Annotated in this window: 15 protein-coding genes and 1 pseudogene; 10 read left to right on the top strand and 6 right to left on the bottom strand. The window is 72.1% G+C overall.

The window, feature by feature from the left end; all coding sequences use genetic code 11:
• Positions 1–20 precede the first annotated feature (20 nt).
• From AOK22_RS06040 to AOK22_RS06065, 6 genes are all read left to right on the top strand, one after another.
• Positions 21–677 (top strand): class F sortase, encoded by a 657-nt coding sequence (locus AOK22_RS06040; protein ID WP_079036373.1) that lies wholly within the window; start codon positions 21–23, stop codon positions 675–677.
• A gap of 51 nt (positions 678–728) precedes the next feature.
• Entirely contained in the window at positions 729–1,460 is a 732-nt protein-coding gene (locus AOK22_RS06045) for a hypothetical protein (RefSeq protein ID WP_055697525.1), read from the top strand.
• Positions 1,457–2,755 (top strand): HAMP domain-containing histidine kinase, encoded by a 1,299-nt coding sequence (locus tag AOK22_RS06050; protein ID WP_055697526.1) that lies wholly within the window; start codon positions 1,457–1,459, stop codon positions 2,753–2,755. Before AOK22_RS06045 ends, AOK22_RS06050 begins: the two co-directional genes overlap by 4 nt.
• A 110-nt stretch (positions 2,756–2,865) precedes the next feature.
• Positions 2,866–3,216 carry an SH3 domain-containing protein gene (locus AOK22_RS06055; RefSeq protein ID WP_055697527.1) on the top strand — a complete coding sequence of 117 codons (351 nt, stop codon included), beginning with the start codon at positions 2,866–2,868 and terminating at the stop codon, positions 3,214–3,216.
• 58 nt (positions 3,217–3,274) lie between these two features.
• Positions 3,275–4,663 (top strand): FtsW/RodA/SpoVE family cell cycle protein, encoded by a 1,389-nt coding sequence (locus AOK22_RS06060; RefSeq protein WP_055697528.1) that lies wholly within the window; start codon positions 3,275–3,277, stop codon positions 4,661–4,663.
• Positions 4,660–6,120 carry a peptidoglycan D,D-transpeptidase FtsI family protein gene (locus AOK22_RS06065; RefSeq protein WP_055697529.1) on the top strand — a complete coding sequence of 487 codons (1,461 nt, stop codon included), beginning with the start codon at positions 4,660–4,662 and terminating at the stop codon, positions 6,118–6,120. The genes AOK22_RS06060 and AOK22_RS06065 overlap by 4 nt, the downstream gene beginning before the upstream one ends.
• A 9-nt stretch (positions 6,121–6,129) precedes the next feature.
• On the opposite strand, the gene AOK22_RS06070 is transcribed toward AOK22_RS06065, so the two are convergent.
• Positions 6,130–7,236: a ferritin-like domain-containing protein gene (locus AOK22_RS06070; RefSeq protein ID WP_055697530.1), complete on the bottom strand. Its 1,107-nt coding sequence runs from the start codon at positions 7,234–7,236 to the stop codon at positions 6,130–6,132.
• A gap of 125 nt (positions 7,237–7,361) precedes the next feature.
• On the opposite strand from AOK22_RS06070, the gene AOK22_RS06075 reads away from it, so the two are divergent.
• The 4 genes from AOK22_RS06075 to AOK22_RS06090 all read left to right on the top strand — a co-directional run bounded on the left by AOK22_RS06075 (position 7,362) and on the right by AOK22_RS06090 (position 10,786).
• Positions 7,362–8,300, top strand: coding sequence for an AurF N-oxygenase family protein (locus AOK22_RS06075; RefSeq protein ID WP_055697531.1), 939 nt, complete (start codon positions 7,362–7,364; stop codon positions 8,298–8,300).
• An 82-nt stretch (positions 8,301–8,382) separates the two neighbouring features.
• A complete protein-coding gene (locus AOK22_RS06080) occupies positions 8,383–9,108 on the top strand; it encodes a TetR/AcrR family transcriptional regulator (RefSeq protein ID WP_055697532.1) in 726 nt (241 codons plus the stop codon).
• Positions 9,109–9,147: 39 nt separating this feature from the next.
• A complete protein-coding gene (locus AOK22_RS06085; protein WP_055697533.1) occupies positions 9,148–9,417 on the top strand; it encodes a hypothetical protein in 270 nt (89 codons plus the stop codon).
• A gap of 205 nt (positions 9,418–9,622) precedes the next feature.
• On the top strand, positions 9,623–10,786 hold the full coding sequence (locus AOK22_RS06090; RefSeq protein WP_079036374.1) for a C40 family peptidase: 1,164 nt from the start codon (positions 9,623–9,625) through the stop codon (positions 10,784–10,786).
• On the opposite strand, the gene AOK22_RS06095 is transcribed toward AOK22_RS06090, so the two are convergent.
• From AOK22_RS06095 to AOK22_RS06115, 5 genes and pseudogenes are all read right to left on the bottom strand, one after another.
• Entirely contained in the window at positions 10,756–11,994 is a 1,239-nt protein-coding gene (locus AOK22_RS06095; protein ID WP_055697534.1) for a styrene monooxygenase/indole monooxygenase family protein, read from the bottom strand. The two genes, AOK22_RS06090 and AOK22_RS06095, sit on opposite strands and share 31 nt — an antisense overlap.
• Before the next feature lie 10 nt (positions 11,995–12,004).
• Positions 12,005–12,622 (bottom strand): GTP-binding protein, encoded by a 618-nt coding sequence (locus AOK22_RS06100; RefSeq protein ID WP_055697535.1) that lies wholly within the window; start codon positions 12,620–12,622, stop codon positions 12,005–12,007.
• Entirely contained in the window at positions 12,603–13,013 is a 411-nt protein-coding gene (locus AOK22_RS06105) for a DUF742 domain-containing protein (RefSeq protein WP_055697536.1), read from the bottom strand. Before AOK22_RS06105 ends, AOK22_RS06100 begins: the two co-directional genes overlap by 20 nt.
• Complete coding sequence (locus AOK22_RS06110) at positions 13,010–13,534, bottom strand: roadblock/LC7 domain-containing protein (RefSeq protein WP_055697537.1); 525 nt, start codon at positions 13,532–13,534, stop codon at positions 13,010–13,012. The genes AOK22_RS06105 and AOK22_RS06110 overlap by 4 nt, the downstream gene beginning before the upstream one ends.
• A gap of 8 nt (positions 13,535–13,542) precedes the next feature.
• A pseudogene (locus tag AOK22_RS06115) lies at positions 13,543–13,986 on the bottom strand (histidine kinase); the annotation flags it as partial.

The following is a 13,986-nucleotide window of genomic DNA, read 5'->3' on the forward strand; positions in this document are numbered from 1 at the left end:
CTTCTCTCCCAGGAGTCCTCGTGAGCACCCCCACCGACTACGAGCCCGCCGAGACCCCCGCCGCGCGGCGCCGCCACACCACCCGCATCGCCGCGTCCGCGGCCCTCCTCGCCACCCTCGGCGTCGGCCTGATCGCCTGCGGCCAGGGCGGCAAGGGCGACCCGGCCCCCGACGTCAAGGTGCACAACGCCGCCACCACGCAGGCCAAGCAGGCCGTCGCCCCGCTGAAGGCGTCCAAGCCCACCGGTCTGCGCATCCCCTCGGCGGGCGTCGACGCCCGGTCGATGCTCGACCTGAGCGTGGGCGCGGACCAGGAGCTCCAGGTGCCGCCGGCGGACAAGGCCGACGAGCCCGGCTGGTGGACCGGCGGGGTGACGCCCGGCGAGAAGGGACCCGCCGTGATCGTCGCGCACTACGACACCGCGAACGGCCCGGCGCTGATGAGGAACGTCGCGAAGATCAAGGTCGGTGACACCATCGAGGTACCGCGCGCGGACGGCAGCACGGCGACGTTCAAGGTGCGCGAGATCCAGCAGGTCGACAAGAAGGACTTCCCCACCAATAAGGTGTACGGGGCGACCGGCCGACCCGAATTGCGCCTGCTGACCTGCGGCGGGCCGATCGTGGGCGGTCACCGCTCGGACAACATCATCCTTTTCGCCGACCTGGTGTCGTGACAACAGGCCTGGTGCAACGACAGGCCGCGCCCCGCGGCAGGCAGGAGTGCAGTGAACCGCAGCCGCCTCGCGCTCGCCGCGGCTTTCGTCGCCTTCGCCGCGCTGCTTGCCGGCGGCTGCGGCGATCCCGGCGGCCTGCGGAGCGCCGGGGCGACGCCCACCGCCGAGGGGCCGACCCGTCTGTGGCCCGACCGGCCGCCGCCGTCCGCGCCCGCCGAGGACTACGGCGCCATAGAGGCCGTGAAGGTCACGGGCGTGGCGGTGCCCGGCGGTGATCTGCACAAGGTGGACCCGGTCGACGTCGTGCGCGCGGACTTCGACGAGAACCCGGGGACGTACGAGCGCTCCGACTCCGCGTACCAGGAGACCGTCGAGCGGCTCAAGGACTGCGCGAGCGACGACTCCGGCAAGAAGGGCGCGTGCCCGGTCCTCCAGGCGTACTACCGCGACCTGACCGGCGACGGCAGGGACGACCTGATCGTCGGCGTCTCCACGCCCGACGACAACCTCGACATCCGCGTCTATGCCGAGGAGGACCGGCAGCTGACGCAGATCATGGAGATGAGCGACGCCGTGCTCGGCGTCGAGCTGGCCGGACGCGACCTGATCATCCGGGCCGTCTCCAGCCTGCCGGGGTACGAGTACCACACGGTCTGGTCGTGGGACGCGCACCAGAAGGCGATGCTGCCGACGAGCGACGAGATCATCCGCTCCTCGAACGCCCCGCGTCCGAAGACGCCCCGGCCCTCGCCGTCCCCGTCCTCCTCGGGCGGCGGGCGATGAGCCGCCGGACGCCGCGCGGGCCGCGGCTTCCCGCCTGGACGGCGACGCTCACCTGGAAGGCCGCCGTCTTCATCACCGTCATGTGCTGCGCGCTCGCCGCGCTGCTCGGCGTGCTCGTCCATGTCTCGGTGACCAACCAGACCGTGGGCCAGGCCCGCGAGCGCGCCCTGTCCCGCCTGGAGGAGGTCACCGAGCGGTACGAGGCGGGCGACCGGCTCGGCCCCGACGCGGGCGTCGACCCGGCGGGCCTGCCGTCGGGCCTGCGGGACCTCGCGGCGAGCGGACAGCGCGGCACGATGGTCGCGGCCCACGAGTCCCGGCCGACGATGTGGGCCGCGGGCCCCGCCGACGGGGGCAGGGCCATCGCCGTCCAGGTCGACTACGCCCAGGGCGCCCGCACGATCGACGGGCTCGACCGGGCGATCCTCGGCTCCTCGGTGCTCGCGATCGGGGCGACGCTGCTGGTCGGGGCGTTCGCCGTGACGCGCGTGACCCGGCGCCTGCACGCGACGGCGCAGGTCGCGCGGAAGATCAGCGCGGGCGACCTGGACGCCCGTGTCGACGACCCGCACTCGGGGCCGTCCGCCCAGGGGACGCCGCGGCACCAGGACGAGGTCGCCGCGGTCGCCGGCGCCCTGGACACCATGGCCTCGACGCTCCAGGGCAAGCTCCTGAGCGAGCAGCGCTTCACCGCGGACGTGGCGCACGAGCTGCGCACCCCGCTGACCGGGCTGCACGCGGCGGCCGAGCTGCTGCCGCCGGGCCGGCCGACCGAGCTGGTGCGCGACCGGGTCGCCGCGCTGCGCACGCTGACCGAGGACCTCCTGGAGATCTCCCGGCTCGACGCGAAGAGCGAGCGGGTGGACCTCGACGCCCATCACCTCGCTCCATTGGCGGAGCGCGTCGTGCGTTCTTCCGGGGCGGGCACGGAGCTGGTCGTCGTGCGCGACGTGTGCGTGGAGACGGACCGGCGCCGCCTGGAGCGGGTGCTCGGCAATCTCGTCGCCAACGCGCACAAGCACGGGCGGGTGCCGGTGCTCGTGACCGTCGACGGGCCCGTGGTCACCGTGCGGGACCACGGGGACGGGTATCCCGACTACCTCGTGGAGCACGGGCCGCAGCGGTTCCGTACGGAGGGCACGACCAAGGGGCACGGTCTCGGGCTGACCATCGCCCTGGGGCAGGCGGCCGTTCTGGGGGCACGGCTGACGTTCGCCAACGCGGCGGACGGCGGGGCCGTGGCGACGTTGACCCTGCCCTTCGAGGAGGCTGAGGAGGGCGGGGAGACGGGCTGAACGGTTCCGCCGGGTGCGGGTGCGGGTGCGTTATGCCGCTTTTAGTGTGAGGTGCGGCTTCTGAGCATCCGCCAGAAGCCGCTCGAACCGCCCTTCCCCGAGGAGGCCCCATGTCCCTGCGGACCACCGCCACCCGGCTCGGCATACTCGCCGCCGGCGGCGCCCTCACCGCCCTCGCCGCCGGCGGCCCCGCCGCCGCCCTGGCCGACGCCAACAACCACCCGCCCGTCTACAAGGGCCGCGTCACCGCCAAGAGCGGACTCCTGCTCCGCGACGCACCGACCCGCGGCAGCAAGGTGATCCGCAGCGAGCCCTACGGCAAGGTCGTCACCATCTACTGCAAGACCACGGGCGACCACGTGGGCGGCAACAACCTCTGGTACCTGCTCACCGACGGGACCTGGGCCTGGGGCGCCGCGCACTACATCGCCAACATCGGGGCGGCCCCGCGCTGGTGCTGAGCACCGACATAGGCGACATAAGCGGACTTCAGGGCCGGTCGCTTGCTACGTTCCCGGCATGACCGGAACAAGCGCGGGCCCCGCACCCCCCGCGGGCCCCGCACGCCCGGCGATCCCCGCGGTCCGCGTCCCCCGGCGCCGTGGCACCGAACTCGCCCTGCTCGTCGTCGCCGTGCTGCTCTCCGTGTACGGCTACTGCGACGTGGGCCTCGCCAAGAACGGCACCGTCCCGCCCGGCGCCGCCGGCTACGGCGCCGGGCTCGGCGTGCTCGCGCTCGTCGCGCACCTCGTCGTCCGCTTCCGCGCCCCGTACGCCGACCCGCTGCTGCTGCCCATCGCCGTCCTCCTCAACGGCCTGGGCCTGGTGCTCATCTACCGGCTCGACCTGGAGACCCCGCACGACGAGGCCGCGCCCACCCAGCTGATCTGGTCGACCATCGGCGTGGCCCTGTTCATCGCGGTCGTCCTCTTCCTGCGCGACCACCGCGTGCTCCAGCGCTACGCGTACCTCTCCGTCGTCGCCGCGCTGGTCCTGATGATCGTGCCGATCTTCTTCCCCGCCGTGAACGGCGCCCGGATCTGGATCAGGATCGGCGGCTTCTCCATCCAGCCCGGCGAGTTCGCGAAGATCCTGCTGGCGGTCTTCTTCGCCAGCTACCTCGCGGCCAACCGCACCGCCCTCGCGTACACCGGCCGCACCCTGTGGCGCGTCAAGCGCCTCCAACTGCCCACCGGGCGCGTCCTCGGCCCGCTCGTGGCGATCTGGCTGCTGAGCGTCGGCGTCCTCGTCCTGGAGCGCGACCTCGGCACCTCGCTGCTCTTCTTCGGGCTCTTCGTGATCCTGCTGTACGTCGCCACGGGCCGCATCGGCTGGATCGCGGTCGGCCTGCTGCTCGCCGGGCTCGGCGCGTACGCGGTCGGCTCGCTGGAGCCGCACGTGCACAGCCGGGTGGAGGACTGGCTGCACCCCTTCGCGTCCATCGACGCGGGGCAGGGACCCAACCAACTCGCCCAGTCCCTCTTCGCGTTCGCGGCCGGCGGGATGCTCGGCACCGGGCTCGGGCTCGGGCACTCCATCCTCATCGGCTTCGCCGCGAAGTCCGACTTCATCCTGGCGACGGCGGGCGAGGAGCTGGGGCTCGCCGGGCTCTGCGCGATCTTCCTGCTCTACGCGCTGCTCGTGGAGCGCGGCTACCGCGCCGGGCTCGCCCTGCGCGACCCCTTCGGGCGGCTCCTGGCCATCGGCCTCGCGTCGATCGTCGCGCTCCAGGTCTTCGTCATCGCGGGCGGCGTCATGGGGCTGATCCCGCTGACCGGCATGGCGATGCCGTTCCTCGCGCAGGGCGGCTCGTCCGTCGTCACCAACTGGATCATCGTGGCGCTGCTCATCCGGGTCAGCGACTCGGCGCGCAGCCAGCCGGGACCGGCCGAGGAGGGCCCCGCGTGACGCGCTACATCCGGCACGCCGCCGCGTTCTGCGCGCTGCTGCTGATCGCCCTGCTGGTCAACGCCACCCGTGTCCAGGTCGTCCAGTCCGACTCCCTCGACGACAACCCGGCCAACCGCCGCAAGGCCATCGTCCGCTTCGACCAGCCGCGCGGCGACATCATGGTCGACGGCCGCGCGGTCACCGGCTCCAAGGACACCGGCGAGCAGCTCCGCTACGAACGCACGTACAAGAACGGGCCGTTGTACGCGCCCGTGACGGGCTTCGCCTCGCAGGTGTACGGCACGACCTTCCTGGAGAACGCCGAGGACGACATCCTCTCCGGCACCGACCCGATGCTCGCCCCGCTCCCCCTGTGGAACGACATCACCCGCGCGCAGAACCCCGGCGGCAAGGTCGAGACCACCATCAAGGCGCCGGTGCAGCAGGCCGCGTACGCGGGGCTCGGCGGCAAGAAGGGCGCGGTCGCCGCCATCGAGCCGTCCACCGGGAAGATCCTCGCGCTGGTCAGCACCCCTTCGTACGACCCGGAACGGCTCTCCGGCACCGGGCGGTCGGTGGCGGACTCCTGGGCGGAGCTCAACGGCAGCTCCGCCAAGCCGATGCTGAACCGCGCGATCCGCCAGACCTACCCGCCCGGTTCGACGTTCAAGGTGGTCACGGCGGCCGCGGCGCTGGACGAGGGCGTGGTGACGGACCTCGACGCGCCGACCAAGTCGCCCAGCCCGTACACGCTTCCCGGCACCACCACGCAGCTGACCAACGAGGTGGACGGCTGCACGAACGCGAGCCTGCGCTACGCCTTCGAGTGGTCGTGCAACACCTTCTTCGCCAAGCTCGGCGTCGACACGGGCCTGACCGGCATGGTGAACACGGCCGGGAACTTCGGCTTCAACAACACCGGCCTGCGGATCCCCTCGTCCGTCTCCGCCAGCAACTTCGACACGTCCATGGACAAGGCGCAGCTCGCGCTCTCCGCGATCGGGCAGTACGACACGCGCGCGACGCCGCTGCAGATGGCGATGGTCTCGGCGGCCGTCGCGGGCGGCGGCTCGGTCAAGTCCCCCTATCTGGTGGACCGGACGACGACGGAGGACGGCGACGTGGTCGACACCACCGGGTCCAGGTCGCTGCGCCAGGCGATGAATCCGGGCACCGCGGTGCAGCTGCGCGAGATGATGACGGACGTCGTCGAGGAGGGCACCGGCACGAACGCCGCGATCCCCGGCGTCACGGTCGGCGGCAAGACGGGCACCGCGCAGCACGGCATCGACAACTCCGGTACGCCGTACGCCTGGTTCATCTCCTGGGCGCAGGCCGACGGCGACCCGGAGCCCTCGGTGGCCGTGGCGGTGGTGGTGGAGGACGCGGCGGCGGACCGCGGCGACATCAGCGGGGGCGGCAGCGCGGCGCCGATCGCGAAGGCCGTGATGGAGGCGGCGATCAGCGCCCGTTGACCGGTGGCGTCAGCCCGACCCGCCGGACGCGATCGCGTCCCTGACCTCGGCCACGCGCTCCTGCTCCTCGGCCGCGAAGCGCTCCGCGTCCAGCTTCTCGGCGATCTCCTCGTCCTGTGCCATGAGCTGGTCGAGGTTGGCGTTGCCCATCTCGAAGACGCCCATGTCGACGTAGGCCTCCTGGAGGCGCTTGCCCCACAGGCCGATGTCCTTGACGCACGGCACGATCCGGGAGAACAGCAGCTGCCGGAACAGGGCGAGGAACTCGGACTGCTCGCTGTACTCCTCGGCCTGCGCCTTCGGGATGCCGAAGTTCTCCAGGACCTCGACGCCGCGCAGCCGGTCGCGCATGAGGTAGCAGCCCTCGATGACGAATTCCTCGCGCTCGCGCAGCTCGGCGTCCGAGAGCTGCTTGTAGTAGTCGCGCAGCGCCATCCGTCCGAAGGCCACGTGCCGGGCCTCGTCCTGCATGATGTAGGCGAGGATCTGCTGGGGCAGCGGCTTGTCCGTGGTGTCGCGGATCATGCCGAAGGCGGCGAGCGCGAGGCCCTCGATGAGGACCTGCATGCCGAGGTAGGGCATGTCCCAGCGGGAGTCGCGCAGCGTGTCGCCGAGCAGCGCCTGGAGGTTGTCGTTGATCGGGTAGAGCATCCCGATCTTGTCGCGCAGGAAGCGGCCGTAGATCTCGGCGTGGCGCGCCTCGTCCATGGTCTGGGTCGCGGAGTAGAACTTCGCGTCCAGGTCGGGGACGGACTCGACGATGCGGGCGGCGCACACCATCGCGCCCTGCTCGCCGTGGAGGAACTGGCTGAACTGCCAGGACGCGTAGTGCTTGCGCAGCTCCCCCTTGTCCTTCTCCGTCATCTTCGCCCAGTGGGGCGTGCCGTACAGCGAGAGCGACTCGTCGGGGGTGCCCAGGGGGTCGAGCGGGTCGACCTCCAGGTCCCAGTCGATGCGCGTGGCGCCGTCCCACTGCTTGTCCTTGCCCTTCTGGTACAGGGCGAGGAGACGGTCGCGCCCTTCGTCGTACTCCCAGCTGAAGCGGGCGGAACTGGCCGACGGAACCTGCCAGTTGGGCTCACCGGGTGGACTGGTGTAGAGCTCCTGAGTCGACATGACGGCAGGCTCACACGGCGTTGGACAAGGGGTCAACAAGTCGTGCGCAAGGGATTGACGGCCTTGCTGACACGCAGTCTCATAAGTGATGACCGCCGGTAACCCGCGACAAGGCAGGGACAGCCATGACGACCGTGACGGAAGAGACTTCGCTCGACGGCCTGCGGGACGCGCTCGGTCTGCTCAAGGACCGGGAGCAGGTGGCCCTGCGGCTCCTGGAATCGTCCGCCAAGCACTCCTTCGACCCCGACAAGGAGCTCGACTGGGACGCCCCCGTCGAGGAGGGCAAGTGGTTCTGGCCGCCGGAGCTCGTCTCCCTCTACGACACCCCGATGTGGAAGCGGATGTCGCAGGAGCAGCGCCTCGACCTCGCCCGCCACGAGGCCGCCTCGCTCGCCTCGCTCGGCATCTGGTTCGAGATCATCCTGATGCAGCTCCTGGTCCGCCACATCTACGACAAGTCGGTGACCAGCGCGCACGTGCGCTACGCGCTCACCGAGATCGCCGACGAGTGCCGGCACTCGATGATGTTCGCGCGGATGATCCAGAAGGGCGGGGCGCCGACGTACCCCGTCACGCGCCTCAACCACAATCTCGCGCGCGTCCTGAAGACCGTCTCCACCACCCCCGGCTCCTTCGCCTGCACGCTGCTCGGCGAGGAGATCCTCGACTGGATGCAGCGGCTGACCTTCCCGGACGAGCGCGTCCAGACCCTCGTGCGGGGCGTCACCCGCATCCATGTGGTCGAGGAGGCGCGCCATGTCCGCTACGCGCGCGAGGAGTTGCGGCGCCAGATGGTGACGGCGCCCGCCTGGGAACGCCAGCTCACCCGCCTCAGCTGCGGCGAGGCCGCCCGCGTCTTCTCCATCGCCTTCGTGAACCCCGAGGTCTACACGAACGTCGGCCTCGACCGCCGCGAGGCCGTCGCCCAGGTGAAGGCGAGCGGGCACCGCAGGGAGGTCATGCAGGCCGGGGCGAAGCGGCTGACGGACTTCCTGGACGACATCGGCGTGATGCGGGGGGTCGGGCGGCGGCTGTGGCGGTCTTCGGGGCTGCTGGCCTGAGCCCCGCGGCGCGGGCCGTATGTGGCTGATCGCGCGGTTCCGCACCCCCCTGAGGGGGCGCACCCCGAGTTACGCTGCGGGCATGACCTCGCCTGCCACCACGCCCGCGTACCGCCGCCTCAGCGTCGAGGCGCGGCGGCGGCAGCTCCTGGAGTCCGCGCTGTCCCTCTTCGCGCACCGCGCGCCCGAGGAGGTCAACCTCGACGACGTCGCGGAGGCCGCCGGGGTCTCGCGCCCCCTGGTGTACCGCTACTTCCCCGGCGGGAAGCAGCAGTTGTACGAGGCCGCGCTGCGGTCCGCCGCCGACGAGCTGGAGCAGTGCTTCGCCGAGCCGCCGGACGGGCCGCTCACCCGGCGGCTCGCGCGGGCGCTGGACCGCTATCTGGCCTTCGTCGACGAGCACGACACGGGGTTCAGCGCGCTGCTCCAGGGCGGCAGCGTGGTGGAGACCTCGCGGACGACGGCCATCGTGGACGGCGTGCGCCGGGCCGCCGCCGAGCACATCCTCAGCCACCTGGACGTGCCGGAACCGGGCCCCCGGCTCCGGATGACCGTGCGCATGTGGATCACGGCGGTCGAGGCGGCCTCGCTGATCTGGCTCGACGAGGACAAGCAGCCGCCGCTGGACGAGCTGCGGGACATGCTCGTGGAGCAGTTCATGGCGGTGCTCGTGGCGACGGCGGGGCGCGACGAGCAGACGGCGCAGGTCGTGCGGTGGGCGCTGACCCTGGAGACCTCGGACGGGCCCGTCGGCGACCTGGCGCGCCGGGTGCTGCCCGTGGTGAGCGACGCCGCCCATCTGCTGTGACGCGCGGGGCGGCGGCGGTGCGGGTGTGACACTGGGGCCGTGAAGAGCGAAGACACCCCCTTTGTCGGCGGCCCCCTGGACGGCCGCGTGATCCCGGTCCTGCTCGGCCCGACCGGGCACCCGCCGAAGGTGTACCGCGTCCCGGTCCCCGACGACGCGGGCGGCCCCCCGACGGTCCTGGTCTACCGCCGCGTCCCGGCGGAGCCCGGCAGGCGCCTGTCGCTGAGCCCGAAGTGGCAGTACGCGTACGACGCCGAGGGCGACAAGGGAGGCGGCCTGAAGTGGCCGTGGTCCAAGAGCACCCCGTAAGGGGCGCGGGAAACCGCGCGGGCGGCCACGGCGAACCCGCGCCAGAGCGCCCAAGAGCACAGCCGCAACTCACCGCGCCCGTCGCGCCCTGGACGAGTGACCCCATTGCGCCAACCGCCCAGCGCCCGGAGGCGGGCCCGGGCCGCCGGGCCGATGCTCGCGGTGCGCGGTGGAGGGCCCACCCCGCACCGGAGGTGATGACGAGGTGTCAGGAACGCTGCTGCGGTGGGTGTGCACGGGGGCCGTCGTCGGTTCGCTGCTCGGCGCCGCTCCCCCGGTCAGGGCCGAGCCCGTCCCCGGGACCGGCACGGGGGAACGCTCCGTCAGCGAACTCCTGACGGACCTGCGGCGCCTCTACCAGGCGGCCGAAGAGGCATCGGAGACGTACAACGCGACCGGGGAGAAGCTGAAGAAGCAGCGCGCGACGGCCGCGGACCTGGGCCGCAGGCTCGCGAAGGCCCGCGCGTCGGTGCACCGGAGCCGCGGCGACGCCGGCCGCTTCGCCCGCCAGCAGTACCAGGGCACCTCCGAGCTCTCCCCCTACGTACGGCTGCTGCTCGCGCGCGATCCGCAGCACGCCGCCGACCAGGGCCATGTGATCCGCCGCGTGGCCGCCGGGCGCGCCGCCACCGTCAAGCGGCTGGTCGGCGGCGAGAGGAAGGCCGACCAGCTGGCCGGGGCGGCGAAGAAGGCACTGGACGCCCAAGTCGCCCTCGCCGCACGGCAGAAGAAGCAGCGGGACACGGTCGACGGACAGCTCAGGGACGTCGAGGAGCTGCTCTCCTCGCTCACCGTCGACCAGCTCGTCGCGCTGCGGCAGGCCGAGGAGACCGGCACCGCCGAGGCGCAGCGGCAGTTCATGGACTCCGGCGCGCTCGGCGGCGCCCCCGGCACCCGGGCCCCGTCACGGCAGGGCGGCGAGGCGCTCGACTACGCGGTGCGGCAGATCGGGCGGCCGTACGTGTGGGGCGCGGAGGGCCCGGACGCGTTCGACTGCTCGGGGCTCACCTCGCAGGCCTGGGCGCACGCCGGGCGGACCATCCCCCGCACCAGCCAGGAGCAGTGGGCCGAGCTGCCCAGGATTCCGCTCTCCGAGCTGCGCCCCGGCGACCTCGTCGTCTACTTCCCCAAGGCCACGCACGTGGCGCTGTACCTGGGCGACGGCAAGGTCGTCCAGGCGCCGCGCCCCGGCTCCCGCGTGAAGGTCTCGCCGATCGCGGCGAACCCGGTCCTCGGCGCGGTGCGGCCCGACCCCAAGGGCCGGGCCGTGCCGGGGTACGTCCCGCCGAAGCTGCCCGAGGGCGCCACCTCGGGCAGCGACCTCGGGTTCGGCGGCGATCAGGCGCCGGGGGCGACCGATTCCAGGTAGGCGGCGGCCTTCTCCGGGTCGTAGAAGTAGTTCTCGAAGTCGGCGGGGTCGTTGAAGCCGTTGGCGAAGCGGTCCGCCACCGGCTGCAACTGGCCCGCCGCGCCCAGGATGTTCAGGACGTGCTCCGGCGGGGCGCCCAGCATCGCGTTCGTCCACTTGGTGACCCACTGCGCGGTGTCCCAGTAGCGGTCGAAGGCGGACTGCATCCACGCCTCGTCGAACGGCTTGTCGCCGTGCTCGACGATCGAGGAGATGTACGAAGCGGCGCACTTGGACGCCGAGTTGGAGCCCTGGCCGGTGATCGGGTCGTTGGCGACGACCACGTCGGCGACGCCGAGGACCAGGCCGCCGCCGGGCAGCCGGCCGATGGGCTTGCGCACGGTGGGGGCGTAGCGCCCGGCCAGCGTGCCGCCGGCGTCGGTCAGTTCGACCTTCGTGGCGCGCGCGTACTCCCAGGGCAGGAACTTCTCCAGGAGTTCGAGGGTCAGCGCCAGGTGCTCGCTGGGGTCCTTGATGCCCTGGAAGACGTCGAGGGGGCCGCCGGGGACGCCCTCCCAGAAGAGGATGTCGGCGCGGCCGGAAGTGGTGAGCGTCGGCATGACGAACAGCTCGCCGACGCCGGGCACCAGGTTGCAGCGGACCGCGTCGAACTCGGGGTGCTCGGGGCGCGGGCCGAGACCGTGGACGTACGCCACGGAGAGGGCGCGCTGCGGCTCCGCGAACGGGGAGCGGGCGGCGTCGCGCTCGAACATCGAGACCAGCTCGCCCTTGCCCGCCGAGACGAGCACGAGGTCGTAGGTGCGCGAGAAGTAGTCGAGGTCGGAGACCGCCGCGCCGTGGATGACCAGCTGGCCGCCGCGCTGCGCGAACGTCTCCATCCAGCCCGCCATCTTCACGCGCTGGTCGACGGACTGGGCGTACCCGTCGAGCTTGCCGACCCAGTCGATGACGCGGGAGCCGTCGGGCCCCGCGACCGAGACGCCGACGCCCTCGATCCGGGGGGCCTGCGACTCCCAGAAGTTGGCCTGGATGTCGCGCTCGTTCTGGAGCGCCGTGTCGAACATGCACTGCGTCGACATGACCCGGCCGGACCGGATCTCGTCCGCCGTGCGGTTCGACATCAGGGTGACCTCGTACCCCTGCGCCTGGAGTCCGAGGGCTATCTGGAGCCCGGACTGGCCGGCTCCGACGACAAGTATCTTGCGCATGGGGGTCCTTCTACTCGGGGGTGACGTCGAGCGCGTGGCCGACCAGCGCGAGCAGGGACTCGATGACCGAGATCCGCTGCCGCGCGTCCATGATCAGCACGGGTATGTGCGGCGGCACCGTCAGCGCCTCGCGCACATCGGCCGCCTCGAACTCCTCGCTGCCGTCGAAGTGGTTGACGGCGACGACGTAGGGCAGGCCGCAGCTCTCGAAGTAGTCGAGCGCGGGGAAGCAGTCGGCCAGGCGGCGGGTGTCGGCGAGCACGACGGCGCCGATCGCGCCGCGCACCAGGTCGTCCCACATGAACCAGAAGCGCTGCTGGCCCGGCGTGCCGAAGAGGTACAGGACCAGGTCGTCGTCGAGCGTGATGCGGCCGAAGTCCATGGCGACCGTCGTGGTCGTCTTGTCCGGCGTCCCGCTCAGGTCGTCGGTGTCGGCGCTCGCCTGCGTCATCAGCGCCTCCGTCTGGAGGGGCGTGATCTCGGAGACGGCGGTCACCAGCGTCGTCTTGCCGACGCCGAAACCGCCCGCCACCACGATCTTCGTGGCGATCGGGGCGCGTGACCTGTCCGTCTGCCAGGCCTGCAACTGACCCTCGTTGTCGAGGAGTTCAGAGACGGCGGAGTCCACTCAGCACCCTTTCCAGCAGTGCGCGGTCGGGCTGTCCCGGGCCGTGGCCCGTTCCGTACACGCGGATCTTTCCCTGGTCGGCGAGGTCGCTGAGCAGTACGCGGACCACGCCGAGCGGCATCTTCAGGAGCGCGGCGATCTCCGCCACGGTGCGCATGCGGCGGCAGATCTCGACGATCGCCCGCATCTCGGGCATCACCTTCGCGAGGGACCCCTTGGGCAGTTCGAGGCGCTCCTCGGGCGCTTCGAGCGCGGCCACGAAGGTCTCGACGAGCAGCACGTGCCCGAACCGGGTCCGGCCGCCGGTCAGCGAGTAGGGACGCACGCGGGCGGGTTTTCGGTCCCCGCCCCGCTGCGGCAGCTTCGACGTCGTACGGCTGCTGCTGCTCATCGGGCGCTCTCCATCGACTGGCGCAGCTCGCTGCGGAGTTCGGGGGTGAGGACGTGTCCTGCGCGGCCGACGAAGAGCGCCATGTGGTACGCGACGACGCTCATGTCGCAGTCCGGTGTGGCGTGCACGCCGAGCAGCGAGCCGTCGCTGATCGACATGACGAAGAGGCTGCCCTCCTCCATCGCCACCACGGTCTGCTTGACCGCTCCGCCGTCCATCAGCTTGGCGGCGCCGATGGTCAGGGAGGCGAGCCCGGACACGATGGTGGCGAGGTCCGCGCTGGAGCCCCTGGGGCCCGCCGGATTGGCCGCGGGCCGCTCGGCGTTGCGCCCGGGGTCGGAGGAGAGCAGCAGGAGCCCGTCGGAGGAGACCACCGCGACGGAGAGCAGGCCCGGCACCTCCTCCACGAGGTTGGTCAGCAGCCAGTGCAGGTTGCGGGCCTCGCTGCTCAGACCGAATGCGACGGGTGCGGCGGCTTCGGCGGATGCGGCGGTTTCGACGGAAGAACCGGGCGTGCGCATGGGCGCAGTCAACTGCTTGCCTCCTCGACTGAGTCCCCCATTACGTCTGCGTCTTCAGCGTTCTTTTTGTTACGTTCCGACGGGTTCGCCGGGTCCGTCCCCGCGGAGAGCTCGGCCTCCACGTCGCGGCGCCCGCTCTGCGCGCCCTGGTGGAACCCGCCCAGGCGGCGCCGGAGCGCCTCGGCGTCCACGGCCCCGCTCCGGGGCGCCGGGGCGCCCCCCGTGGGCGCGCTGATCTTCGGGGTCCGCTTCGGCAGGCCCTTGTCGGTGACGCGTTCCCATGTGGGGCCCGTGGACGCGGAGTCGGCCTCGGAGTCGGCGTCGGGCGCCGACTCGTGCACGGGCTCCGGCTCGGGGGCCGGCTTCGGCTCCGCGGTCGGCTTCGGCTCCGCTGCGGGGGCGGGGACGGGAGCGGGCGCGGGCGCGGGCTCAGGGGTGGAGTCTTCCTGCTC

It is taken from the genome of Streptomyces silaceus (genome assembly GCF_001419745.1).
Lineage (GTDB): Bacteria > Actinomycetota > Actinomycetes > Streptomycetales > Streptomycetaceae > Streptomyces > Streptomyces silaceus.